This is a genomic window from Candidatus Pelagibacter sp. Uisw_113, assembly GCF_047717815.1.
Classification (GTDB): Bacteria; Pseudomonadota; Alphaproteobacteria; order Pelagibacterales; family Pelagibacteraceae; genus Pelagibacter.
The window spans coordinates 641,063-667,087 of sequence record NZ_CP159809.1 but is presented as its reverse complement, the minus strand read 5'-3'; the positions used below and the strand labels follow the sequence as shown (position 1 = coordinate 667,087).

At 28.0% G+C, this 26,025-nt stretch carries 26 protein-coding genes and 3 tRNA genes; 18 read left to right on the top strand and 11 right to left on the bottom strand.

All coding sequences use genetic code 11. The annotated features are described in order from the left end of the window. Positions 1–22: 22 nt before the first annotated feature. The 6 genes from lexA to ABXT39_RS03665 all read right to left on the bottom strand — a co-directional run bounded on the left by lexA (position 23) and on the right by ABXT39_RS03665 (position 6,012). Positions 23–700: a transcriptional repressor LexA gene (gene lexA / locus ABXT39_RS03690; protein WP_415295900.1), complete on the bottom strand. Its 678-nt coding sequence runs from the start codon at positions 698–700 to the stop codon at positions 23–25. Positions 701–788: 88 nt separating this feature from the next. Beyond that, on the bottom strand, positions 789–1,580 hold the full coding sequence (locus ABXT39_RS03685; RefSeq protein WP_415295899.1) for an indole-3-glycerol phosphate synthase TrpC: 792 nt from the start codon (positions 1,578–1,580) through the stop codon (positions 789–791). Beyond that, entirely contained in the window at positions 1,573–2,565 is a 993-nt protein-coding gene (gene trpD, locus ABXT39_RS03680) for an anthranilate phosphoribosyltransferase (protein ID WP_415295898.1), read from the bottom strand. The genes ABXT39_RS03685 and trpD overlap by 8 nt, the downstream gene beginning before the upstream one ends. Beyond that, a complete protein-coding gene (locus ABXT39_RS03675; RefSeq protein ID WP_415295897.1) occupies positions 2,562–3,137 on the bottom strand; it encodes an anthranilate synthase component II in 576 nt (191 codons plus the stop codon). The genes trpD and ABXT39_RS03675 overlap by 4 nt, the downstream gene beginning before the upstream one ends. After that, on the bottom strand, positions 3,137–4,591 hold the full coding sequence (trpE, locus tag ABXT39_RS03670) for an anthranilate synthase component I (RefSeq protein ID WP_415295917.1): 1,455 nt from the start codon (positions 4,589–4,591) through the stop codon (positions 3,137–3,139). Before trpE ends, ABXT39_RS03675 begins: the two co-directional genes overlap by 1 nt. Then, entirely contained in the window at positions 4,591–6,012 is a 1,422-nt protein-coding gene (locus ABXT39_RS03665) for a SurA N-terminal domain-containing protein (protein ID WP_415295896.1), read from the bottom strand. The genes trpE and ABXT39_RS03665 overlap by 1 nt, the downstream gene beginning before the upstream one ends. A 56-nt stretch (positions 6,013–6,068) precedes the next feature. Here ABXT39_RS03665 and ABXT39_RS03660 point away from each other — a divergent pair, with 56 nt between their 5' ends. Genes ABXT39_RS03660 through ABXT39_RS03625 form a run of 8 tightly spaced genes read left to right on the top strand, consistent with a single transcriptional unit; the run spans position 6,069 to position 12,507 of the window. Beyond that, positions 6,069–6,809 carry a triose-phosphate isomerase gene (locus ABXT39_RS03660; protein ID WP_415295895.1) on the top strand — a complete coding sequence of 247 codons (741 nt, stop codon included), beginning with the start codon at positions 6,069–6,071 and terminating at the stop codon, positions 6,807–6,809. Between the two features lie 5 nt (positions 6,810–6,814). Continuing rightward, positions 6,815–7,117, top strand: a complete 303-nt coding sequence (gene secG / locus ABXT39_RS03655; RefSeq protein WP_415295894.1) for a preprotein translocase subunit SecG — start codon at positions 6,815–6,817, stop codon at positions 7,115–7,117. Between the two features lie 40 nt (positions 7,118–7,157). After that, positions 7,158–8,774 carry a CTP synthase gene (locus ABXT39_RS03650; protein WP_415295893.1) on the top strand — a complete coding sequence of 539 codons (1,617 nt, stop codon included), beginning with the start codon at positions 7,158–7,160 and terminating at the stop codon, positions 8,772–8,774. After that, entirely contained in the window at positions 8,771–9,595 is an 825-nt protein-coding gene (gene kdsA, locus ABXT39_RS03645) for a 3-deoxy-8-phosphooctulonate synthase (RefSeq protein WP_415295892.1), read from the top strand. The genes ABXT39_RS03650 and kdsA overlap by 4 nt, the downstream gene beginning before the upstream one ends. Beyond that, positions 9,596–10,852 carry a phosphopyruvate hydratase gene (gene eno / locus ABXT39_RS03640; RefSeq protein ID WP_415295891.1) on the top strand — a complete coding sequence of 419 codons (1,257 nt, stop codon included), beginning with the start codon at positions 9,596–9,598 and terminating at the stop codon, positions 10,850–10,852. It abuts the gene before it with no gap. Continuing rightward, entirely contained in the window at positions 10,852–11,154 is a 303-nt protein-coding gene (locus tag ABXT39_RS03635) for an FtsB family cell division protein (RefSeq protein WP_415295890.1), read from the top strand. Before eno ends, ABXT39_RS03635 begins: the two co-directional genes overlap by 1 nt. Continuing rightward, positions 11,144–12,070 (top strand): lipoyl synthase, encoded by a 927-nt coding sequence (lipA, locus tag ABXT39_RS03630; RefSeq protein ID WP_415295889.1) that lies wholly within the window; start codon positions 11,144–11,146, stop codon positions 12,068–12,070. The genes ABXT39_RS03635 and lipA overlap by 11 nt, the downstream gene beginning before the upstream one ends. Continuing rightward, positions 12,070–12,507, top strand: coding sequence for a type II toxin-antitoxin system RatA family toxin (locus ABXT39_RS03625; RefSeq protein WP_415295888.1), 438 nt, complete (start codon positions 12,070–12,072; stop codon positions 12,505–12,507). Before lipA ends, ABXT39_RS03625 begins: the two co-directional genes overlap by 1 nt. Before the next feature lie 19 nt (positions 12,508–12,526). Here ABXT39_RS03625 and ABXT39_RS03620 read toward each other — a convergent pair whose 3' ends face one another. The 3 genes from ABXT39_RS03620 to ispD are packed head-to-tail and all read right to left on the bottom strand — an operon-like array spanning position 12,527 to position 14,596. Beyond that, positions 12,527–13,018 (bottom strand): CinA family protein, encoded by a 492-nt coding sequence (locus ABXT39_RS03620; RefSeq protein WP_415295887.1) that lies wholly within the window; start codon positions 13,016–13,018, stop codon positions 12,527–12,529. Beyond that, complete coding sequence (locus ABXT39_RS03615; protein WP_415295886.1) at positions 12,985–13,488, bottom strand: phosphatidylglycerophosphatase A; 504 nt, start codon at positions 13,486–13,488, stop codon at positions 12,985–12,987. The genes ABXT39_RS03620 and ABXT39_RS03615 overlap by 34 nt, the downstream gene beginning before the upstream one ends. Next, entirely contained in the window at positions 13,481–14,596 is a 1,116-nt protein-coding gene (gene ispD / locus ABXT39_RS03610; protein WP_415295885.1) for a 2-C-methyl-D-erythritol 4-phosphate cytidylyltransferase, read from the bottom strand. The genes ABXT39_RS03615 and ispD overlap by 8 nt, the downstream gene beginning before the upstream one ends. A 33-nt stretch (positions 14,597–14,629) precedes the next feature. Here ispD and ABXT39_RS03605 point away from each other — a divergent pair, with 33 nt between their 5' ends. The 10 genes from ABXT39_RS03605 (at position 14,630) to ABXT39_RS03560 (ending at position 25,675) form a co-directional block, all read left to right on the top strand. Then, positions 14,630–16,411 (top strand): ATP-binding protein, encoded by a 1,782-nt coding sequence (locus ABXT39_RS03605; RefSeq protein ID WP_415295884.1) that lies wholly within the window; start codon positions 14,630–14,632, stop codon positions 16,409–16,411. Then, positions 16,411–17,766 (top strand): sigma-54-dependent transcriptional regulator, encoded by a 1,356-nt coding sequence (locus ABXT39_RS03600; protein WP_415295883.1) that lies wholly within the window; start codon positions 16,411–16,413, stop codon positions 17,764–17,766. Before ABXT39_RS03605 ends, ABXT39_RS03600 begins: the two co-directional genes overlap by 1 nt. Further along, positions 17,767–19,158, top strand: coding sequence for a Trk system potassium transporter TrkA (gene trkA / locus ABXT39_RS03595; protein ID WP_415295882.1), 1,392 nt, complete (start codon positions 17,767–17,769; stop codon positions 19,156–19,158). Positions 19,159–19,162: 4 nt separating this feature from the next. Continuing rightward, positions 19,163–20,572, top strand: a complete 1,410-nt coding sequence (locus ABXT39_RS03590; protein ID WP_415295881.1) for a TrkH family potassium uptake protein — start codon at positions 19,163–19,165, stop codon at positions 20,570–20,572. Positions 20,573–20,602: 30 nt separating this feature from the next. Then, a tRNA-Arg gene (locus tag ABXT39_RS03585) sits at positions 20,603–20,679 on the top strand. A gap of 169 nt (positions 20,680–20,848) precedes the next feature. Beyond that, positions 20,849–21,901: an amino acid ABC transporter substrate-binding protein gene (locus tag ABXT39_RS03580; protein ID WP_415295880.1), complete on the top strand. Its 1,053-nt coding sequence runs from the start codon at positions 20,849–20,851 to the stop codon at positions 21,899–21,901. Positions 21,902–21,966: 65 nt separating this feature from the next. Continuing rightward, the gene (locus tag ABXT39_RS03575) at positions 21,967–23,112 is read left to right on the top strand and encodes an amino acid ABC transporter permease (RefSeq protein ID WP_415287026.1); all 1,146 of its coding nucleotides are present in this window, start codon (positions 21,967–21,969) and stop codon (positions 23,110–23,112) included. Next, positions 23,112–24,392, top strand: coding sequence for an amino acid ABC transporter permease (locus ABXT39_RS03570; protein ID WP_415295879.1), 1,281 nt, complete (start codon positions 23,112–23,114; stop codon positions 24,390–24,392). The genes ABXT39_RS03575 and ABXT39_RS03570 overlap by 1 nt, the downstream gene beginning before the upstream one ends. Positions 24,393–24,395: 3 nt before the next feature. Continuing rightward, positions 24,396–25,130 carry an amino acid ABC transporter ATP-binding protein gene (locus ABXT39_RS03565; protein WP_415295878.1) on the top strand — a complete coding sequence of 245 codons (735 nt, stop codon included), beginning with the start codon at positions 24,396–24,398 and terminating at the stop codon, positions 25,128–25,130. 173 nt (positions 25,131–25,303) lie between these two features. Beyond that, on the top strand, positions 25,304–25,675 hold the full coding sequence (locus ABXT39_RS03560; protein WP_415295877.1) for a helix-turn-helix domain-containing protein: 372 nt from the start codon (positions 25,304–25,306) through the stop codon (positions 25,673–25,675). A gap of 140 nt (positions 25,676–25,815) precedes the next feature. Here ABXT39_RS03560 and ABXT39_RS03555 read toward each other — a convergent pair. Both ABXT39_RS03555 and ABXT39_RS03550 read right to left on the bottom strand, forming a co-directional pair. Beyond that, a tRNA-Asn gene (locus tag ABXT39_RS03555) sits at positions 25,816–25,891 on the bottom strand. Between the two features lie 50 nt (positions 25,892–25,941). Beyond that, a tRNA-Cys gene (locus tag ABXT39_RS03550) sits at positions 25,942–26,015 on the bottom strand. Positions 26,016–26,025 lie beyond the last annotated feature (10 nt).

The window sequence follows — 26,025 nt, the reverse complement described above, 5'->3', positions numbered from 1 at the left end:
CAATGATTTTTAGACTATTTTCTTAGAAGTTTCTATATAAAGATACTAGAATGCCTTGAACTTTTACTCTATCTGGGCCAAATATTTTAGTTTCATAGTTTCTATTGGCACTTTCAAGTGCTACTGTTTTTCCTTTTCTTCTAATTCTTTTCAACATTGCTTCATGCTCATCTATTAAAGCTACGACAATTTTACCATTATCTGCAGTATCAGATCTTTTTATGATAACTGTGTCCCCTTCATTAATACCAGCTTCAATCATTGAATCACCTTGAACTTTTAGACCAAAATATTGACCATTCTTTTCAAGATTACTTGGTAGAGGTATTCGAGAAACTTCATTTTGTATTGCCTCCACAGGTGTTCCTGCAGCAATACTTCCTAGCACAGGTATTTCCATCTCATTTAAGTTAGTATTTTCTGTATCCAGACCACCTCTAATAACACTAGGTGAAAAGCTATTGTAAATATCGTTAGCAGAAGCTGTTTCGGGAAGTTTTATAACCTCTAAAGCTCTCGCTTTATGAGCTAGCCTTCTAATAAAGCCTCTTTCTTCTAAGGCACTTATTAGTCTATGAATTCCTGATTTAGATTTTAAATTTAACGAAACTTTCATTTCTTCGTACGAAGGAGATACGCCTGAGGCTCTCAACTTTTTGTTGATGAATAAAAGCAGGTTTTTTTGTTTTTTAGTAAGCATAAGAACAAATAAAGTACAAAATATGTTCTACAAGTGTTCTTCTAATTCAGCAATAGCTAAAAAGTATTCAAAATAAGGCTTTATTTGACTAAAGAACTGAAAAAATTGAATTTTTATCTAAATTTTTTAAAAGTGATTCACCAATTAAAAAAGTTTTTATTTCTGTTTTGTTCTCTAAAGAAAGAAGTTCTTCTTTTGTTTTAATTCCACTTTCAGAAATTATAGGAGAAGAGTGATTACTTAATACATTGTAGATATCATAAGTTGTATTCAGATCTGTTTTTAAAGTTTTAAGGTTTCTATTATTTATTCCAATTAATGCTTCTTTAAAGTTAAGAGCTTTCTTGGCTTCTTCAGTTGTATGCACTTCAACAATTATCGACATATTAAGTTTCAGAGCTTCTTCGTATAATACATTAGCAAGATCATCAGAAACACCAGCTAATATAATTAATATTGCATCTGCTCCATAACTTTTTGCAAGAGGTACTTGAAACTTATCAATAAAAAAATCCTTACACAGAATAGGTAGGTTTATTTTATCTTTTACTTCGCTAATATCGCTTAGCTTACCCAAAAAGAAATCTTCTTCTGTAAGAATTGATAAGCATGTTGCTTTATTATAGTTATAGATTTTTGCTATTTCAATAGGGTTATAATTGTCCATTATAACACCAGCAGACGGACTTGCTTTTTTTATCTCTGCAATTAAAGAAATTTTATTATTATCAATATTGTTTTGAATTTTATCTTTAAAATTTATAAATGATTTATTTTGTTCTATCTGTTCATTTAAAGCATCTAATGAAATTATTTTTTTTAATAAATCAATTTTTTCAATTTTTTTTTTAATAATTTCTTTTAGCACATCTTTAGACATTTTGAATTTCCTTTAAGTCGTTGTATGTTTTTCCTGATAAAATATGTTTTCTTGCTTCATTATATGCGTCAATAAATATTTTATATTTTTCAGAAACAATAAGGCCGGCTGCTGCATTTAAACAAACAGCTTTTGAAAAATCGTTATCATCACCCTTAAATATATCCAACATTTTATTCGCATTAAATTTTGCATCGTCACCAAGCAAATCTTTAAATTCATTTGCATCTATATTTAGTTTTATAGGGTCAATTAATATTTCAGAAATTTCGCCTTTTTTTAACTGAACAACATTAGTTTTTGAATAGGGTGATATCTCATCTAATCCATCTTCGCTATTTACAATCCAGGCAAATTTAATGTTTAAATTGTTCAAGGCATTAGCAAAAATTTTTAATAGCTTTTTATCAAAAACACCAATTACTTGTCTGTCAACTAGGGCAGGGCTACTTAAAGGACCAATCATATTAAAAATTGTTCTTTTACCAATTTTTTTTCTAGTTGGCCCAACAAATCTCATCGCACTGTGATAATTGGGTGCAAACATAAAACCAAAGTTGTTTTTTTTAATTTGTTCCTCAATATCATGCGGTTCTAAATCTATTTTTATGTTTAAAGCTTCTAAAACATCACCTGAACCACATTTAGAGGAGACAGCCTTATTACCATGTTTTGCAACTTTAATGCCCATACTAGATAGAAGTAGTGCTGATGCAGTCGATATATTGAGTGTATTCTTGCCGTCTCCACCCGTTCCACATGTATCAATACAATCATTAACATTAACTCTTTTAGATTTATTTCTTAGCACATAAACACCCCCAGCAATTTCATCAGAGACCTCTCCTTTTGCTGAAAGTAGTGTTAAAAAATCAAATATTTCATCATCTGATGCTTTACCGTCCATTAGTATTTCAAAAGCTTTTTTACTTTCATTAAATGATAAGTCCTGGTTGTTTCTTAATTTATCTATGAAAATTTTCATTTGTTTTTGTAATTAATAAAATTTTTTAATATTTTAATACCAATGTTAGTTTTTATACTTTCAGGGTGAAATTGAACACCGTGGATATTATATTCTTTATGCATTACACCCATAATGATTCTATCTTTTGTTTCAGCAGTAATTTCAAGTTGATTAGATAATGTTTTTTTATCAATTATAAGACTATGGTATCTTGTAGCTTCAAATTTAGAAGGAAGGTTTTTAAGGATACCTATTCTTTTTGATTTTATGACGCTAGTTTTCCCATGCATTAACTTATTTGCTTGAATAATCTTAGAACCAAAAACTTGACCAATAATCTGATGACCTAAACACACACCAAGAATAGGTATCTTTTTATAAAGTGCTTTTACTATTTTAATGCAATTCCCTGATTGATTTGGATTACCAGGTCCAGGCGATATAATAATTCTGTCATATTTATTTTTTATTATTTGTTTGTGAGTGATTTCATCATTTCTAATTACATCAACTGTAACACCAAGAGATGACACATAGTGATATAAGTTAAATGTAAAACTATCATAATTATCTATTAATATGATTTTCATTATTTTAATGCATTCATTAAAGCTTTTGCTTTATTTACAGTTTCTTCGTATTCTTTAATTGGATTACTATCAGCTACTATGCCTGCACCAGCTTGAACGTAGAATTTTTTGTTTTTTGCAACTGCAGTTCTTAACGCAATGCACGTATCAAATTCACCATTTGCAGAAAAATAACCTATACCTCCAGCATAGACTTTTCTTTTAGTTGTTTCTAGCTCATCAATAATTTCCATGGCTCTAATTTTAGGTGCACCAGACACAGTCCCTGCAGGAAATCCAGCAAGTAATGATTTAAATTTTGAAAATTGTTTATTGTAAACACCGATTACATTAGAAACGATATGCATTACATGTGAGTATTTCTCGATCATAAAACTTTCTGTCACTTTAACAGTTCCTATTTTAGAAACTTTACCAGCATCATTTCTCCCTAAATCAAGTAACATTAAATGTTCAGAAAGTTCTTTTTTATCTTTAAGTAAATCTTTTGCAAAAAAATTATCTTGTTTTAAATTTTTACCTCTAGGTCTAGTTCCAGCAATTGGCCTAACGGTAATTTTGTTATCCCTTAGTCTAACTAAGATTTCTGGACTAGCTCCTATTATCTGAAAATCTTCAAAATTAAAAAAATACATAAAGGGAGAAGGGTTGGTAATTCTCAGTTTTTTATAAATTTCTAAGGGTGTTTTGGATAATTTAGCTTCAAACCTTTGACTTAAAACGACTTGAAAAATATCTCCAATTTTTATGTATTTTTTCGCTTCATTAACCATTCTTAAAAACTTATTTTTTGAGATATTTGATTTAACCTTAATATTAGCTTTTGTATTATTATTAGAATTATTTTTTATAAGAGAGGCCTTTATTAATAGGTCATTAATTTCACTCTCAATTTCAAAATACCTTTTTTTATAGTTTAGAATCTCTTCATCATTGAAAATATTAATAATATAGAAAATCTTTTTTTTTAAGTTATCGTGAATAACCAATGTTCTTGGTCTTAAAAGTCTAACGTCAGGTAGCTTTAAATCATCCTTACATTTATTGGGAATTTTTTCGACATATCTAATAGAATCGTAAGAAAAATACCCTGATATTAAAGAACAAATTGGTGGTAGACCTACTGGTGTTTTAAACTTAAATTCTTCTATTATCTCTTCTATAATTTTCTCTGGAGCACCTTTTATTTTTTTTTTAATGTTATTGGTAGTCAGGTAAGAGTTTTTATTATTAAATTCCCAAATCTTATCTGGGTTTTTGCCAAAGATAGTATATCTCCCTCTTATCTTGCCTTTCTCAACTGACTCAAAAATAAAACTATTTTTTTCCCTTAGAAAATTATCAATTAAGTTTAAAACTTCCTGATCATTTCGTACTTTCTGAGAGGTATATATGATTTGATTTTTGTTTCTTGAGTGTTGAAACTTAAAATCTTTAAAGTTTCGATTAAGCATCATCTAAAGTAATTTTTTACCCTATCAAGAGTTTTTTCATTAATTATCACCTTATATTTACTGTTCAAAAGGTAATCATATGATTTTAATATTCCGTTTCTATTTTCTGCACTCGCTTCGTTAGAGATTGCATTAAATATATTTGAATCTAGAGAAATTTCAGTATCTTCAAGTTTCATAACCTTGGCTATGAATATGTTGTCTTCTATATCAGCAATTAGAGTAAATGTATTGATTGGGAGTGTATATAAAATTTTAACAGAATTATTTTCAAATTTATTAATGTCCTTAATCGAGTTTAATTGAGTTTTTTCAACTTCACCATTCCCAAGTTTATCAAATGATGCTTGGTTAAATTCATTTTTATCTAATTGGTTTAGTATATCTTTATTAAATTCAAATTTTTCTTTTTGAAATAGAAGGTTTGTTATTTGTTTTACAAATCTTTCATCATTTAAATCAGGTAATTTTTGAATAACATTTTCTATATGATAAAAGATGAATGTTCCATTGTCTTCAAGTATTTCAATCTCATCTTTTCTAGAATTATAAATTTTATTTTCAATTGTCTCTTTATTTTCTAAATTAATATAATTTTTTTTTGTAATCACATTGACATTTAATTCATTTGTAATTGTCTTAAAATCTATGTTTTTAGATATCATGTTGTCAATTTCATCAATTGTATCAAAAAAAGCCTGATTAAATTCATCTACACCCAATAAGTTTTTAGGCGTTATTATTACATAAGAAAAATCGATATAATCTTGCTTAAGTTTTTTTGAATTTTCATCAATAAAAATTTTAATTTCCTGATTGGTAAATTCATCAACTTTTTTATAAAATCTATTTAATCTAATAAATTCAATATCTAATTTTCTATTATTTTCTATAAAATATTTATTAGTTAAAAACTTGGGAGACTTCGCTCCACCACTTATATATGCAAATAATTCTTTTTGTAGAACGTTATTCTTCAATTTTATTTCATACATCGCTGCACTCATACTATTTGTAAGTAAAAACTTTTCATAAAGAGTTCTTTGAAAATTACCATTTTCATCTAGAAAGTTTTTATTTTTCTTAAGAGTTTCTACAATTACTTCATCTGATATGACTAGGTCTAAATTTTTTATTTCAAGTTCAAGTAAAGTCATTGAAACCATAGAAGACAAAAGCTCCTCAATTACATTTTTATCGATATTCTCTTTTATTACTTGCTGACTTAAGCCAGATTGATTTAGGTAATCCATGAAATCTTGCGTAGAGATATTGGTGTTATTTATTTTAGCTATATTATTTTGATTTCCAGTGCTAAATCCACCACCAAATCCACCAAAGCCAAAAGCTATTATAATAACAAAAATCAATATTAAGCCACCAATCTTTTTTTTTGTAAAATTTTTAAATGGATTTATCATTACATTATTAATTTATTGATCTTTAAAATACCAAGCTATAGATTAAATTTTTCATTATGACAAATAAATATATGTATTTTGTAGCTAATTGGAAAATGTATGGGAATTTATCTTCCTTAAATACATTGGATAAAGTTGTTAAATTTTCAAAATCTAAAGAAATAAAGGGAGGTAGATTAATTTATTGCCCTCCAAATACTTTAATAAGTTCTTTTTCAAAAAAATTTAGTAATTGTCAAATTGGTATTGGTGGACAAAATTGTCATGAAAGCAAAGATTATGGTGCTCATACAGGTCATGTTAATTCCCGTATGTTAAAAAATATTGGTGCACATTTTGTAATTATCGGTCATTCAGAAAATAGAGAACAGGGTGAAAGTGATAAACTAATTAATTTAAAAATTAAAAGTGCTCTTGAAGCCAAATTAAAAGTTATTTTTTGTATCGGTGAAACTTTAAGTGAAAAAAGAAAAAAAAAGACATGCTCAACTTTATCCAAACAAATTAAAATTGGTTTAAAAAATATTAAAAATAAATCAAATATTTTTTTAGCTTATGAACCTGTTTGGGCTATAGGCAGTGGTCTTATACCGAAACCTCAAGATCTTTTTAAAACAGTAGAATTCATCAAAAGTAAATTTAAAGATAAATCACCAAAAGTTTTATATGGGGGTTCTGTAAATCCACAAAATATAACAATCTTAAGAGAAATTAATAATATTGATGGTTTTTTAATTGGTGGAGCATCTCAAAATGCTAAAAAATTTATTGATATAGTCAAAAAAACATATAGTTAACCCTCATGGAAAATATTCTATTAGTAGTCAACTTAGTACTAGCAACAATACTTGTGCTTTTGATACTAGTCCAAAAATCTGAAGGTGGTGCACTTGGTATAGGTGTTTCTCAAGATAATTTTATGCTTTCCAGATCTGCTGGTAATTTTATGGGTAAGGCTACGGCAGTAGTTGCAACTTTATTCATAATTTGTAGCTTAGCTTTAACAATAATTTCTAGAGGTGAGTTAACACCTACATCTTCTGTATTGGATATCATTGAGGAAAAGTCTAGTGATACACCTTCAATTCCTGAAAACAATAATTAATCCTTTTAAATTCATTAATTAATCGCTATAAGATAATACCATGGCGCGATTTATATTTGTAACTGGCGGTGTGGTTTCTTCATTAGGAAAAGGTCTTTCCTCAGCTTCCCTTGCATACCTATTACAATCTAGAGGTTTTAAAGTACGTTTAAGAAAACTAGATCCTTATTTAAATGTTGATCCAGGAACAATGAGTCCATTTCAGCATGGCGAAGTCTTTGTAACAAATGATGGTGCTGAAACAGATTTAGATTTAGGTCACTATGAAAGATTTTCTGGAATATCTGCAAAAAAAACTGATAATATTACAACTGGGAAAATTTATAGTGATGTTTTAAAAAAAGAACGTAAAGGAGGATACCTTGGAAAAACAGTTCAGGTTATTCCACACATAACTGACCGTATTAAAGATTTTATAAAAAGTGATACATCAAAGGAAGACTTTGTAATTTGTGAAATTGGTGGAATAGTAGGTGATATAGAAAGCCTTCCATTCGTTGAGGCCATTAGACAATTCTCCAATGATGTGGGTAAAAAAAATGCTTTATTTATTCACTTAACATTGGTCCCATACCTTAAAGCATCAGATGAAATAAAAACAAAACCCACTCAACACTCTGTAAAAGAATTAAGAAGTCTTGGTATTCAGCCAGATATTATTATTTGCAGATCTGAAAGGCCAATACCCTTAGAGCATAGAAAAAAAATATCTTTATTCTGCAATGTTGGAATTGAGAATGTAATTCAAACTGTTGATGTTAAAACCATTTACGAAGCACCAATTAGCTTCAATAGAGAAAATTTAGATAAACAGGTACTTGAATATTTTAAAATAAAATCTAGAAAAAAAGTTAATTTAAATCCTTGGAAAAAAATCACTAAAATTGTTCTGCATACAAAAAAATCAATCAATATTGCAATCATTGGAAAATATGTTGAACTTAAAGATGCTTATAAATCATTAGACGAAGCCTTAACTCATGGTGGTATTGATAATAATTTGAAAATTAATTTAGTGAGAATAAATTCTGAAAACTTAAAAATTTCTGAAATTAAAAAAATGTTAAAAGGAGTTTCTGGAATTTTGATACCAGGTGGATTTGGCAAAAGAGGTACAGAGGGCAAAATAGAAGCAACTAAATATGCTAGAGAGAAAAAAATTCCTTTTTTTGGAATTTGTTTTGGAATGCAGATAGCCATTATTGAATTTGCAAGGAATAAACTAAATATAAAAAAAGCTACATCAAGTGAGTTTGGATTTGGAGGAACCCCAATCATTGGTTTAATTTCTGAATGGAATAAGGATGGTAAATTAATTAAAGGTACAGATAAAGATCTTGGTGGCACTATGAGACTTGGTCTTTATGAGGCTAGATTAAAAGAAAATTCATTGATTAGAAAAATCTATAAATCAAAATTAATTCAAGAGAGACACAGACATAGATACGAGGTTAATATTAGTTTTAAAGATCAATTTGAAAAAAATGGCCTTATTTTTTCGGGATTATCTCCAGATAAAAAATTACCAGAGATTATTGAGCTAAAAAACCACCCATGGTTTATAGCTGTCCAATTTCACCCAGAATTTAAATCTAGACCTTTAGCACCACATCCTTTATTCTCATCATTTATCAAGGCTGCTAAAAACTATAAATGAAAAATATAAAAGTTAATTGTGGAAATATAGAAATTTCAAATAATAATAAAATTTGTATTATTGCTGGACCATGCCAACTTGAGACGGAGCAACACGCTATGGATATGGCTGGTAAAATTAAAGAAATAACTTCCAAGTTTAATATGGGTTTTATTTACAAAACATCTTTCGATAAGGCTAATAGAACAAGTCTAAAAGGACAAAGAGGTGCAGGCCTTGAACAATCTTTGCCTATTTTTGATAAAATTAAAAAAGAATTAAGTGTTCCAATATTAACTGACATACACAACGCTGATCAATGTTCAGTGGTAGCTCCTCATGCTGATGTATTACAAATTCCAGCATTTTTATGTAGACAAACAGATTTATTAATTGCTGCTGCCAAAACTGGGAAAATTATAAATGTTAAAAAAGGTCAATTCCTTGCACCATGGGATATGGTTAATGTTACAAAAAAAATTGCTGACTCGGGTAATAATAATATTTTAGTTACAGAAAGGGGAGCTAGCTTTGGTTACAATACTCTTGTCTCTGACATGAGGTCTTTACCTATAATGGCAAAAAATGGTTACCCTGTTATTTTTGACGCTACACATTCAGTCCAGCAACCTGGAGGTTTAGGTGAGACCAGCGGCGGTCAAAGAGAATTTGTTGAATATTTAGCAAGAGCTGCGGTTGCAGTCGGTGTTGCAGGTGTTTTTATTGAAACACATCAAGACCCAGATAACGCTCCATCAGATGGACCTAATATGGTTCCTCTAGATAAATTAGAAAAATTGCTATCTCAATTATTTGAAATAGACAATCTAATTAAAAAATAAATGAGTAAGATTTTAAAGATAAGAGCTCGTCAAGTCTTTGATAGCCGAGGGAACCCAACAATTGAAGCAGAAGTTTATTCAAAAAATTTAAGTGCCTCAGCTATTTCTCCTTCAGGTGCTTCTACTGGTACTTACGAAGCATTTGAAAAAAGAGACCACAATAATAAAAAATATTTAGGTAAGAGTGTTTTAGGCGCAGTCAATTTAGTTAATACAAAAATTTCTAAAAAACTAACAGGTGCAAATATTCATGATCAAACACGTATAGATATAATTTTAATTAATCTTGATGGTACTCGCCAAAAAACAAGTTTGGGTGCTAATGCTATTTTAGCTGTATCTATGGCTACTAAGAAACTTTCTGCTAAGATTAAGAATATACCTTTATATAAAACTTTTTTAGTAAAGAATAATTACAGATTACCTTACCCACTAATGAATATCATCAATGGAGGAGCACATGCTAATAATAGATTAAGAATTCAAGAATTCATGATTAGACCTGATAAAGCCAAGAGTTTTTCAGAAGCTATGAGAATATGTTTTGTTGTAATTAACAACTTAAGAAAATTGATTATAAAAAAGGGTTTATCAACATCTGTAGGAGATGAAGGTGGCTTTGCTCCAATGATCAGTAGCAATGAAAAAGCTTTGGATTTAATTGTTGCTGCAATTAATAAGTCTGGTTTTAAAAATGGCAAAGATGTTTCGATTTGCTTAGATGTTGCAGCAAATGAATTAATCAAGAAAGACAAATACTCTATTCATTCAAAAAAATTTGTTTCGGTAGATCAATCAATTAAAGAATATAAAAAAATAATAAATAAATACAAAATTAAATCTATTGAAGATCCCTTTGGAGAAAATGATTGGATGGCATGGAGTAAATTAATGAAAAATACTAATAATGTGCAAATAGTTGGAGATGATTTGTATGTAACTAATTTAGAAAGACTTAAAAAAGGTTTTTTAAACAACTCATCAAATTCGATATTAATTAAACTTAATCAAATTGGTACAGTATCTGAAACACTTGAGGTTATTAAGTTTGCACAAATTATTGGATATAAAACAATAATTTCTCATAGATCTGGAGACAGTGAAGACACTTTTATAGCAGACCTTGCTGTAGGTACAAATTCAAATCAAATTAAAACTGGATCGCTGGCAAGATCTGAACGCGTTGCAAAATATAATCAATTATTACGTATAGAAGAAGGGCTTGGAAAAAAAGCATCAATGAGTAAAATTCATTAATGCTGGGAAAATTAAAAAAAAAATATTTTTTATTAATCTCTACTTTTTTATTACTTTATTTTTTCTTTAACCTTCTAGATGGTGAAAGAGGTCTTTTTTCTTATTTCAAAAAAAAAGAAATTTTATTTAATCTAAAAATTGAAGAAGCTAGCTTATCTAACAAAATTAAAGATCTTGAATTTAAAAATTCTCTATTAAGTACTAAATTAGACCTAGATTATGTCGAAACCTTAATCAGAGAAAAATTTATGTTTGGCAAAGAAGGGGAGACCCTCTATATAATTAAAAAGAATGACAATTAAACCAAGACACCCAGAAAAAGTTAACAAACCTGCAAATCCAATTAAGAAAAAACCTGATTGGATAAGGTCTAAATTAACTAACAGTAAAGAATTCTTCTTAACTAAAACTATTGTTAATCAAAACAATTTAGTAACAGTTTGTCAGGAAGCTAATTGTCCAAATATTACAGAATGTTGGAGTAAGCGGCATGCTACATTTATGATTATGGGTGATACCTGTACAAGAGCATGTGCTTTTTGTGATGTAAAAACTGGTAAACCTAGAAAACTAGACTCATTTGAACCTGTTAAAATTGCTGAAGCCGTAAAAAAATTAGATTTAAAACATGTTGTAATTACCTCTGTTGATAGAGATGATCTTGAAGATGGAGGATCAAATCATTTTTATGAAGTAATTGATCAAACAAGAAAAAAGAATCCCAATACATCAATTGAAGTTTTAACACCTGATTTTCTTAGAAAAGGAGATGCTTATAAAAAAGTACTAGAAGCTAATCCAGATGTTTTTAATCATAACATTGAGACAGTTCCTAGACTTTATTTAAAAGTAAGACCAGGCTCTAGATATTTTTCATCATTAGAGCTTTTAAAGAATGCAAAGTTAGTTAATAAAAATGTTTTCACTAAATCAGGTTTAATGGTTGGATTAGGTGAAAACAAAGAAGAGATCGTTCAAGTCATGGATGATCTAAAAGCAGCAGAGGTAGATTTTTTAACTATTGGTCAATATTTACAACCTTCTGTAAGACATCACCCTTTAGACCGCTATTACCATCCAGATGAATTTAAAGAGTTAGAAACTATTGCAAAATCAAAAGGATTTTTATTAGTTTCATCGACACCTTTAACTAGATCTTCATACCATGCAGATGAAGATTTTGCTAAACTTCAACAAAATAGAATTAACAATTATTAATGCCTAAGGCATCAGTTAAAAGAAACATAAATAAAAAAAAAGATAAACTTATTGAGTTTGTTTTGGATATTGAAAAATATCCAGAATTCATCCCTTTTTGTTTAAGTTCGAAAGTTTATGATAGAAAAGAAGAAAATAATCAAATCTTAATCATAGCAGATTTAACAATTGGAAAGGGTCCCTTTAGCGACACTTATAAAAGTGATGTTAGATTTAATAAAAAAGATGATACGATTTATGTTACTAATTTAGATGGTCCACTAAAATACTTGCAAAATAATTGGAAATTTGTAGAAAATAACAACATGACTGAGGTTTATTTTGATGTTGATTTTGAAATTAAAAATAAGTTTTTAAATTTGTTAATGGAAAAATCATTTGAATTTGGTTTAAATAAAATTGCTGATGCTTTCCAAAAAAGAGCCGAAACAGTGTAAAAAAATTGTAAAAGATTGCTTAAATTAAAGAACTAACAATATCCAAAGCTCTTTTAACTGATGCTTTTTGAATTGAGTTTCTTGTTTTTTGTTTAAAAATATTTTTAGTTATTACTATTTTATTAGATCTTTTTACTCCGATATAGACTAGTCCGACTGGTTTGTTTTTAGTTCCACCATTAGGACCTGCAATGCCAGTGACAGATACATTTATTTGAGCTTTAGATATCTTTGCTAAATTCTTAACCATAGCCTCACAACATTCAGCACTAACAGCCCCATATTTTTTGATAACATTTTTATTTACTTTTAAAATATTGATTTTTGCATGGTTAGAATAGGTAATAAGACCTATGTTGAATATTTTAGATGCACCATTAATAGAAGTAATAGATGCAGCTAACATTCCCCCCGTGCAAGACTCAGCAAAAGATATTTTAAGTTTTTTTTTGATTAATTTTTTTACAATATTTTTCATTATAAAATATAGCTCTTTAAAATCATGAAACATACAAGGGTTAGAACCACATAAAAACCAGCACAGATATCATCCATAATTACACCAAAACTATTTTTAAAGTTTTTATCAAAAAAGCTTACAGGAAATGGTTTCATGATATCAAAATATCTAAAAAGAATAAAAAATAGAGCATAATAAACGATAGCTTCACCCGCATCTTTTGTTGTTCCGTGGGATATCTCATAAAGATATATAGGGATTGATTGACCTAAAAATTCATCAATTATGATTTCACCAGGATCCTTATTTTCATTATTTTCTATATGATTTGAAACGGCATAAAATGAGTAAATAAATATTATTATTAACCCAACTAAAATTATATTTGGTGAAATATTTAAAGTGTGGAATAGATAATAAAGAATAATTATAGTTGCTAAGGACCCAAAAGTTCCAGGCATATACTTAATCTTACCAAGACCAAACATTGTAACAAATAATGAGTTGAAAGATTTAATCATTTTTAATAACAGAGGCTATTACTTCGCAAGCTATTGCTTTTTCCTTACCAATCACACCTAATTTTTCAGTTGTTTTACCTTTTATATTAATTTGTGTAGGAGAAATATTACAGATTTTTGCGATGCAATTCGTTATTTGTTTTTTGTATTTTTGAATTTTAGGTTTTTGAGTAATGATATTAATATCGAGGTTATTGATCAAGTACCCATTTTTTTTAGTTTGCTTAATTATTTTACTTAATAGAATGGTAGATCTAATATTTTTAAATTTCTTATTCTTATCAGAAAATTTTTCACCGATATCACCCATAGAGCAAGCCCCAAGAATTGCATCAGTTACAGCATGTAAAACAGGATCTCCATCTGAATGACCCAATGTACCAATAGATGAGGGTATTTTAATTCCGCCTATGTAAAGTTTCTTATTAGGAACCAACCTATGAACATCAAAACCTAGTCCAAATTTTATTAAGTTATTAAAAATAATATCTGAATTTATTGTAATTTTATTATTGGTAAACTCACCTTTAATAATTTTTATTTTTTTACCAGCTCTTACAAATAAGTTGGCATCATCAGTAACTTCTTCACTTTTATTATTTTGAAGTGCAAAAAGTTTTTTATAGTTAAATGCTTGAGGTGTTTGTATTAAATAAATATCTTCTCTTTTTAAATTTTTGACAATATTTGAAGTTTTTTGCTTAATAGAATCTGTTGTTTGAATTGCAGGAATTACACAGTCATTTGCTTTTAATCCATCCATTAATTTCTTTAAAAGTTTTAGAGAAAAGTTTGGTCTTGCAGCATCATGAATTATTACATTTTGAAAATTATTTCTTTTAATATTTTTTAAGGCAATATAAGCAGACTGTGCTCTTGTTTCACCACCATTAATAATACTAATATTTTTGATATTAAGTTTTTTGATATAATTTTTATGTTTTTTATTTATTACAAGAACAATTTTATTAAACTTATTAAATATTTTAGCTTTATCAATAGAATGCAATAATAAAGGCTTACCATTATAATTTATGTATGGTTTTGGAATATTTGAATTAAATCTTTTACTTTCGCCACCAGCAAGTATTATAAAGCAACTATTCATGATAAAAATATATAACACATTATTTTGTTCGCAATGATTGATTTTATTAAAAAAAATATATTTATCATTGTAATTTTTTTAATCACTTTATTCATAGGTTTTGTAACTTTTTTAACGTTTATTGATAAAAGTTTTTTAAAATTATCCGATGATAATCTTCAGATTTTATTAATTGGAAATATTGCCTTGTTAATACTTCTTTTTTTTATGATATTTTCAGAAGTAAGAAATTCCTTAAAAATAGATGTTGACGTAAGTGGCTCTAAAGCTAATAGAAAATATATAACTTTTTTTGCATTATTTACTTTAATTCCTTCTATTTTAATTTCTTTATTCTCATTATTCCTTCTTTCTTTTGCGCTTGATAAATATTTAGATAAAAAAATAACAACTGCAGTTAACAACTCTTATGAAATTGCTAAAAGCTATACTGAAGAAGTTAGAACAAAAACACAATCAGAGATAATTTTCATAGCATTTGATTTAAACAAAAGTATCAATTTTTTAAACACAAATATTAACCAATTTAAAAGTTTTCTAAATACCCAGAAACTTATTAGAGGTATGGATGAAGTACATATCATTGAAGGTAATGGAAACTTATACTTATCAACCTTAGAAGATAATACTTTGTATATACCTCCTTTGCTTGAAGCTTTAGAAATGGTTCAAAATGATAAAAGACCGCTTAAGATTATTAATGCTTTTAAAAATCAAACAGCATCAATTATAAAGCTTGAAAACTTTGATGGAAAGTATTTATATATAGTAAAATATTTAGATAAGAAAATTTCTCAATATTTACTAGAATCTCAAGAAGCACTTAATTTTTATTATACAGTTTTAAATAAGCAAACTGGAATTAAGATATCATTTGTATTTATTTATCTTGTTATAGTTTCACTGTTATTATTTTTATCAATATCAATTGCTATAAAATTTTCATCAAGATTTTTTAGATCTATTAATAATTTAATTATTGCGTCCTCCAATATTGGAAAAGGTAATTTAGATACTAAAGTACCAGAAATTAAGACTGATAAAGATATGGAGGTTTTAAACCAAAACTTTAATTTAATGATAGACAAATTAAAATCGCAACAAGAGAAACTTATAATTAAAGAAAGACATGAAGCTTGGGAAAATTTAGCCAGAAAATTAGCTCATGAAATTAAAAATCCACTCACACCTATTCAATTAACCATTGATAGATTGAAGAGTAAGTATTCAGAAAAAATAGCAGATCATGAAAAAGATGATTTTTCAAAGAGCTTATTGATTATTGGAAAACAAATTAAACAAATTGAAAATTTAGTTAATGAATTTTCTGATTTTGCCAGAATGCCAAAACCAATTCTTAAAGATAACAACTTAGTTTCCTTAATAAAAGATAATATTGAATTAATAAAAGAATTGGATAATAAAATTATAATTGATCTTAAGACAAATAAATTGGATATCTTTTTGAACTCTGACAGTGAACAATTAAGCAGAGTTTTCTTCAATTTGATTAAAAACTCCATTGAAAGCATACAGGATAAAAAAATTGATAATATTAATTTGATAGGTAAAATTGATATTTCTATACATGATAATACAGAAAAAATTAATTTTATAATTATTGATAATGGATTAGGCTTTGGAATATTTGCAGACAATATTAAAGATATTTTAAATCCTTACGTTACAACAAAGGAAAAAGGTACAGGCTTGGGTTTATCTATTGTTAATAAAATAATAAATGATCATAATGGTAAAATAAATTTTGAATCATTTGAAAATGGTGCAAAAATAGAAATTATATTTACAAAATAATGAGTACTGAAATATTAATTATTGATGATAATGCTGATATTAGAAATATAATCAATGATCTAATTATTGAAGCCGGTTACAAAACAAGATTAGCTGCTAATTACAATCAAGCTTTAAATGAAATTGATAAAAAACTTCCAGATGTTGCGATTATAGATGTTAAGTTAGACAAAGGTGATTATGATGGTTTAGAGCTTTTATCACACATTAAAACTAAAGATATAAATATTCCTGTTATAATGATTACAGGACACGCAAATGTAGAAATGGCTATTAAAGCTTTAAAAGCTGGTGCTTTTGAATTTATTGAAAAACCCTTTAATCAAGAGAGATTATTAAATTTTGTTAATAGAGCTGTTGAAAATATAATCCTTAAAAACAAGAATAAAGAATTTGAAAATAAACTTTTTTACTCATACGAGTTAGTTGGTATTAGCGATAATATTAGAAATATAAAAGACCAAATCAATAAAATCTCAGTTTCTGAAAGTCGAATTTTTATTAATGGACCTACTGGTTCTGGTAAAGAATTGATTGCAAGAAAAATACATAAAGAATCTAAAAGACAAAAGGGTCCTTTTATTATTCTGAATGGTGCATTGCTGGATATAAAAAAATATGAATTAGAATTATTTGGTGAGGAAAGAGAAAATGGTTCTATAACTTATGGTGCTTTAGAGAAATCATCAAAAGGTATTCTTTTAATAGATGAAATTTCTGAAATCCCACTTGATACTCAATCTAAAATTTTAAGAGTTTTAATAGATCAAAAATTTAAAAGAATTAATGGTAGTCATGATGTTAATGTGGATGTAAGAATTATATGTTCATCCAGTAAAGATATAAAAAAAGAAATAGAAAATGGAAATTTTAGAGAGGATTTATATCATCGACTAAATGTATTCGAAATTAACATCGACCCATTAAAAAAAAGAGTTTCAGACATACCTTTATTAGTTAAATATTTCTCTGAAAAAATCTCAACAAATTATAATCTAAAAAAATTAAGTATTGATACGAATAATAACTATCTACTTAATTATAATTGGCCAGGTAACGTTAGAGAGTTGAGAAATTTAATTGAGAGAATTGCAATACTTTTGCCTGATAGTGTTGATAAAATTTCAAATATTATTAAAGAATCTCTAAAAACACCTGATACTATGAATACATCATCAAAAAACTCTTTATCTACAACATTAAAAGAAGCTAGAGAAATTTTTGAAAAAGAGTATTTAACTACACAATTGAAAAAATTTAACGGTAATATATCAAAAACTGCTGACTTTATAGGAATGGAAAGATCTGCCTTACATAGAAAGCTCAAAGGTTTAGGGATTAAGGAATTAAACTAAATGAATATTATAATTTGTGGTGCAGGTAGAGTAGGTTTCACTATTTCAAAAATTTTAAGTGAACAAGGTCACTCGATAACTGTAATCGACCAATCAAGCGAAGATATACAAAAAATTGATGACGCACTTGATGTTAAGTCTATTGTTGGTAAAGGCACTTATCCCTTAATTTTAGAAAAAGCAAACGCAATGGATGCTGATATGATTATTGCAGTAACACGTAATGATGAAATTAACATGCTGATATGCCAAATAGCATTCTCAATATTTAACGTTCCAAAAAAAATAGCAAGGATCAGATCACAAGATTATTTAAATCCTAAATTCACAAAAGTTTATAATAAAGAAAATTTACCAATAGATGTTATTATCTCACCTGAAATCGAGATAGCAAAATCTCTTCAAAGAAAATTAGAGGCTCCCGGTTCACTAGATAATGTACCTTTTGCAAATAATAAAATTAGATTACTTGAAATTTTAATAGATACAAATTGTCCAATAAAAGACATAAAACTTAATGAGCTTACTAAAAAGTTTCCAAAATTAAACTCAAATATAATGGGTGTAATTAGAGATGAAAAATTTATTTTACTAAAAAAAACCGACGTGATGGTTAAAAATGACAAAGCTTACGTTGTAATTAATGCCTCACAAATGAATGAAACTTTAGCTGCCTTTGGTCATACTGAAAAGGTTTCTAATAAAATTTTAATTATTGGAGGTGGAAATATAGGGTTTAATCTAGCTAAAAGTTTAGAAGAAACTTTTGATTCTGCAAGAGTTAAAATAATTGAAAAGAATAAGGAAAGAGCTCAACTAATTGCGAGCCAATTAAATAATACAATTGTTATTAATGGCGATGCTCTTGATGAAGAAGTTTTGATTGAGGCAAATTTAGAAGAGGCTCAAACTGTCTTGGCACTTACAAATGATGACGAGGACAATTTAATGGTAAGTGTATTAGTTGAAAAATTTGCTAAAGATAATGATGATTTAAGTGATAAGCGAACTATGGCTTTAATTAACAAACCTAACTACTCACTTTTACAAACCTCTTTAAAAATTGATGATTTTATTGACCCTAGGATGAATACCGTATCCAGCATATTAAAACATATTCACAAGGGAACAATTGAAAATGCGTATAGTATCTTAAGTGGTGAATTTGAGATTATTGAAGCAGAAATTATTGAGACTTCAGAGTTGGTTAATAAAGAATTAAAAAATTCAAATTTACCTGATGAAATAAGAATTGGTGCAGTTTTAAGAGGTGATGAGGTTATCATCCCTAGATCAAATTTTGTATTTAAAAAGCAAGATATTGTTGTTCTTTTGGCTAAAAAAGATTTCTTACATATTGTAGAAAACATGTTTCGTATAAGCTCTATTTAATCTAATGAGATATTTTAAACTCATTTATTTGAGTGTTTTTTTTTTAATAGTTGCAATTTTAGCTTTTTTTAATATTACATATTCGTATTATCTAAACCTTTACCTAAATTTAAATACTTACATATATACATTCATAGTATCAATTTTTTTAGCAATATTATTTTATTACATAAAAAATAATGATGAAAAAAAAATAACAATATATGATAAGATATTAACAATTCTTCTTGGTTATTTTTTATTACCATTGGTAATATCAATACCTTTTTATTTTAGTATTTATAATTTAACTTTTGTTAATTCTTTCTTTGAGTCAATTTCTGGTTTTACATCAACTGGATTTACTATTTTTGAAAACATTAATCATATAGATCAAAGTTTAATATTATGGAGATCTGCATCACAGTGGGTAGGTGGTCTTTATTTCTTATTTTCTATAATATTATTGATTGATATTTTTGATCATAGTTTTAAAAAATCTTTAACTAATTTTTTATCATTTAATAAATCTGAAACTTTCAAGCAAGTTTTGAAAATATTCTTATTTTACTCATTAATTACAGTTTCAATTTTTATAATATTAAGTTTTTTTGATATCAGGTTGTTTAATTCTTTAAATTTGGCAATGACTATAATTTCATCAGGTGGTTTTTTACCATCAAATAATTTGTCTAATATCCTGATTAACAATTCTCAGGTTATAATTACATCAATTTTATTACTATCTTCTTTTTTTAGTATTTTTTTGATTTACAATCTTTTTTTTACAAAAAACCATAACCTGAATTTCTTTAATGAAGATATTCATTTGTTATTTTATTTCCTATTTTTATTGATTATCTTTTTTGTATTTCTAAATTTTGAAAATAATTTTAGTGAATTATTTTTATCTTTAACAAGCAGTATATCTAATGTTGGATTTTCTTTAAATAACCCTCCTAACAATTTATCTTTAATTTTTTTAATACTTGTTATTGTTGGTGGTTCTTTTTTTTCTACTAGTTCTGGTATTAGATTTTTAAAAATTTATTCTTTATTTAAATACTCAATCAATCAAATTCTTTCTTACAGCAGACCTAAGAATATTTATATAAACAAACACTTGTTTTCAAAAGATTCATTTAAATTAGATGAAATTTATAAATATTTTCTTTCTGTAATAGTTTTTATAATTTCTTTATTAATTTTAACTTTTTTATTAACTTTAAGTGGAATTGAATTTGAAAGTTCTTTTAAACTCTCAATTTTAACAATAATGAATACTGTAAATTCTTCAATGTTTGGTTTAAGTGATTTTAGCTTTTACAATCTACATTTTGTGACCAAATACTATCTAATTTTCTTTATGATTGTTGGTAGACTTGAGCTTTTAACTTTATTAATTATTTGTAAAAAATTTCTTTTTAAAAACTAAATTCGTACTATAAATACATTTGTATTAATTGCGCTCTTAGCTCAGCTGGATAGAGCATCGGTTTTCTAAACCGAGGGTCGGTGGTTCGAGTCCACCAGAGCGCACCACTACTATATATTACATTCAATTTTTAAACCGACACTACATATATGTAGAACCATTCTAATATGAACAATTTTACTTTGATCGTGTTTATATAATGATAGATATCTTACTTAATTCAAATATTTTTGAATTATTTGTTAACAAATAAATAAACTAAACAGAGGAATATAAATGTTTAAATACTCAAAACAATTATTTGCCATTTTAGCTGCTGCTTCTATGCTTTTTGTTGTCGCTTGCGACCAACAAGGTGGAAAACAGTCTAAAGGTAAATCAAAAACTCTTAAGAATACTCAAAGTAAAGGTTTCGTAAGATGCGGTGTATCTCAAGGTCTACCTGGATTTTCAAATGCTGATGCAGCTGGAAACTGGACTGGTGTTGATGTTGATGTATGTAGAGCAGTTGCTGCTGCGGTATTAGGTGATGCGAACAAAGTTAAGTTCACTCCACTAAGTGCTAAAGAAAGATTCACAGCTCTAACTTCTGGTGAGATCGATATCTTGTCAAGAAACACAACTTGGACACTTTCTAGAGATGCTGACATTGGTTTAACATTCGTTGGAGTTAACTTCTACGATGGCCAAGGTTTTATGGTAAGAAAAGATTCAGGAATTACTTCTGTTAATGATTTTACTAATGGAATTTCAGCATGTACTAACATTGGAACTACAACTGAACTAAACATGAGAGACTTCTTTAACTCAAAAGGAATTTCTTATGAACCAGTTGCTTTCGAAAAAGCTGATGAAGTTGTTGCAGCTTATGACTCGGGCAGATGTGATACTTACACAACTGACAAATCTGGTCTAGCAGCACAAAGAACAAAAATGACTAACCCTGATGATCACATGGTGTTACCAGAGACTATTTCTAAAGAGCCTCTAGGACCAGTAGTACGTCAAGGTGATGCAGTTTGGGAAGACATCGTAAGATGGTCTCTTAACGTAATGATCGAAGCTGAAGAATACGGTATTACTTCTTCAAATGCAGATTCTATGAAAACTTCTGACAACCCACAAATCAAAAGACTTGTTGGTTCTGAAGGTGAATTAGGCGCAGCATTTGGTTTAGATAACGATTGGAGCTTAAGAATTATCAAACAGGTTGGTAATTACGGAGAAAGCTACAAGAGAAATATCGCTGATACAGGTATTTTACCTGACAGAGGTCCAAACCAATTATGGACTAAAGGTGGAATATTATACGTACCACCAGCAAGATAATTATTATCTAATTAAACACATAAAGGGCTAGATTTATCTAGCCCTTTTTTTATAATATTCACAAAATGAAATTAAAAAAAATCCTACCTCAACTGTTAACAGTATTATTTATAATTTTAATATTTGGTTTCTTTACCATGAATGCTCAAGAGAACATGGATACAAGAGGTATCCAGTTTGGTTTTGGTTTTTTAAGTCAAGAAGCTTCATTTGATATACAGTTTTCTTTAATAGATTATGATGGTTCACACTCTTATGCTAGAGCTTACCTTGTTGGTCTTTTAAATACCCTGTTAGTTGCATTTATTGGAATTATTCTAGCTACACTGTTAGGTCTTGTTGTTGGTATTGCAAGATTATCGCCAAATTATTTGATTAGAAAAACTGCTTCTTTTTACATAGAATTTTTTAGAAATATTCCATTGCTATTACAGATTTTCTTTTGGTATTTTGCTGCACTTAGAGCACTGCCAATGCCTCAAGATGCTACATTATTATTAGGATCATCTTTTATGACTATAAAGGGTCTTTTTACACCAGCTCCGATTTGGACAAATTTTGATGTTTTTTTCATAACATTAATTGTTGCAATGATTTTAGTTTTCTTTTTTGTAAAATTTGCAAAAAAAAAACAAGAACAAGAAGGTAAACAGTTACCAGTATTAATTATCTCATTAGCTATTTTTATGGGTCTGCCACTTTTAACATTTTTAGTAGGTGGTGTTGATTTATCCTTTAGTTTTCCAGAATTAAGAAAAATGTCTCAATCTTCTTATACATTTGATGGAGGTATGGGTATTCCACCTGAACTAATTGCATTAACTTTAGCATTAACTCTTTATACAGCAACATTTATTGCAGAAAATGTTAGGGCAGGTATTCAAGGTATTGGTAAAGGACAAAAAGAAGCTGCTGCATCAATTGGCTTAACACCAAGCCAAGTTTTGAAATTAGTAATTATGCCTCAAGCATTAAGAATAATTATACCGCCAACAACTAATCAGTATTTGAATCTAACTAAAAATTCTTCTTTAGCTGCTGCTATTGCATACCCAGATTTAGTGTTGGTTTTTGCTGGAACTGCTATGATGCAAACAGGAAAAGCAATTGAAATTGTTGGTATTACAATGGCTACATATTTAACTATTAGTATTGCAATTTCATTATTAATGAATTGGTATAACCAAAAAATAGCGATTAAGGAAAAATAATGAGTTCAGATAATTTTAATTTGTTAAAATCTAAATACCAAAAAAACAGAAATTTTTCTCTAATTTTAGGGACTTTATTTTTTTTCTTAGGTATTTTTGATTTCTGTTTAAATAATTTTTTAGGTACTAATATTACCTCTTTTTTACCTAGGTTTATCAACTTTTTTACTCCTTTAATCTTTGGTGTAATTGGGCTTCATTTTGTTAGAATTGAATTTTCGGGTATTAAAATCCTAGATAGTCTTAATAAAAATATTAATCCAAGTAATTTCAATGCTGCTTTAAGTTTGTGTATTATTTTTCTTATAATATTTGCACTTCCTCCATTGTTAAATTGGTTCATTTTTGATGCTAATATTTCTGGTGATACCAAAGAAGCGTGTACAGGTGGCGGTGCTTGTTGGGTTTATATTAAAGTTTGGTTCAATAGATTTATATATGGAATGTATCCTAATGCCGAACAATGGAGAATTAATGTAACATTTATTGCTGTATTAGCCTTCATGGCAGCTGGATTCTATACACCTGCTAAATTTAGAAATTATCTTTCTCTTTACTACACACTTATACTCCCAATTATTTCTTTTATTTTAATCTACTATTTGATTTCCGGAGGTTCTTTTGGACTTGAATGGGTTGAAACAGGTGCTTGGGGCGGTTTATCTTTAACTTTTATTGTTGCATTCTTCTCTTTAATTTTTTGCTTTCCAATAGGCATGATGTTGGCACTAGGAAGAAGATCTGATTTACCTATTGTTAAATATTCATCTCTTTCGTTCATAGAATTTTGGAGAGGCGTTCCTTTAATTACGGTTTTATTTATGTCAGCAGTTATGTTTCCAATGTTTTTACCTGATGGAACTTATGTTGATAAACTAATTAGAGTAGTTGTAGCAATCACTTTATTTGAAGCTGCGTATACAGCAGAAGTTATAAGAGGAGGGTTACAAGCGCTTCCTAGAGGTCAATATGATGCGGCCAAGTCACTTGGTATGGGTTATTGGAAACTTCATATCTTTGTTATTCTTCCACAAGCTTTAAAGTTAGTAATACCAGGTATTGCTAATACATTCTTAGCACTTGTAAAAGACACGCCATTAATTTTTGTTGTAGGTCTTTTAGAGGTAGTTGGTATGTTAAATTTAGCTAAAACAAATCCAAAATGGCTAGGATTTTCAATGGAAGGATATGTATTTGCTGGAATAATATTCTGGATTATTTGTTATAGTATGAGTAAATATAGTCAAAAATTAGAATTAAAGTATAAAACAGATAGATAAATTATGTCGGATTCAATTATTCAAATTCAAAATGTAAACAAGTGGTTTGGAGACTTTCAAGTATTAAAAGAAATTAATCTTGAAGTTAAACCTAAAGAAAAAATTGTTGTTTGTGGACCATCTGGATCTGGTAAATCTACGCTAATTAGATGTATTAATAGATTAGAAGAACATCAAAAAGGATCAATCATTGTTGATGGTACTGAAATTTCAGAAGATACAAAAAATATAGAACAAGTTAGAGCTGAGGTTGGTATGGTTTTCCAACAATTTAATTTATTCCCACATTTATCTATTTTAGATAATTGTACGTTAGCTCCTATCTGGGTTAAAAAAATGTCTAAAAAAGAAGCAGAAAAATTAGCATTAGAACACCTTGAAAGAGTACAAATTTTAGATCAAGCTCAAAAATTCCCAGGTCAATTATCAGGTGGACAGCAACAAAGGGTAGCTATTGCAAGAGCACTTTGTATGGAACCTAAAATTATGTTATTTGATGAGCCTACATCAGCATTAGATCCTGAAATGATTAAAGAGGTGCTAGATGTTATGGTTAATTTAGCGAAACAAGGTATGACAATGATCGTTGTAACTCATGAGATGGGCTTTGCTAAAGAGGTAGCTGACCAAATGATTTTTATGGACGAGGGCATGATTGTGGAAAAAGCCACAACTAAAGACTTTTTTGCTAACCCCAAAAATGATCGCACTAAACTTTTCTTAAGCCAAATTTTATAAGCTTCAATTAGCTATATTGCCCAACACTTATATTTTTAAGATATATTTATAATATCTTGACACAATTTATATTTTTGTACCTAATTTTTTAAAATAAAAAAATTTTTCTGTTGCGATAACATCTAAAAATTAGTTCAATAGGTTTTTTAAAACTAACTTTAAGAGGGGTCTTAATGGAAGATAATTTCAATAAACATTTAGGTAACAAATTAAAATTAAGAAGATTAGCTTTAGGTCTTACACAAACAAAAGTAGCAAAAGCAATTAATGTTACATTTCAACAAATTCAAAAATATGAAAAAGGAACTAATGGGGTTAGTTCAATAAGACTTCTTCAGTTAGCAAATTATTTAAAAGTTCCAGTAAATTATTTTTTTGAAGATTTTTCAGAATATTTAATAAACCTGGAAAGATCTCAAGAAGGTCATTTGAATGTAAATTATAATTTTTTAGTTAAATTATATTCTGAGCTTAATAATGATCAAAAACTAAAGTTTAGTAAATCTTTACAAGTTTCAAACATTGGAATTTCAAAAGTAGGCTAATATAAAAATTTGTTTAAGACCCTAATTTAGTCCCATCACTTATAAAATTCATTTATAATATAATCTCTGCCACTCACATATAAATTTAAGCAAAAATAATCTTAATAAAGTTTTTATCAAAAATTTTGAGGGTAAGGTTTTGGCTCCTCGGGTAGGACTCGAACCTACGACCAATTGATTAACAGTCAACTGCTCTACCAACTGAGCTACCGAGGAATATCAAAATCACAATCTACTTTTTTTTTAAAGTAAAACAAGATTTTTTTTGGAGGCAACGCCCAGAATCGAACTGGGATACAAGGATTTGCAATCCTCTGCGTAACCATTCCGCCACGTTGCCCTCACATCTC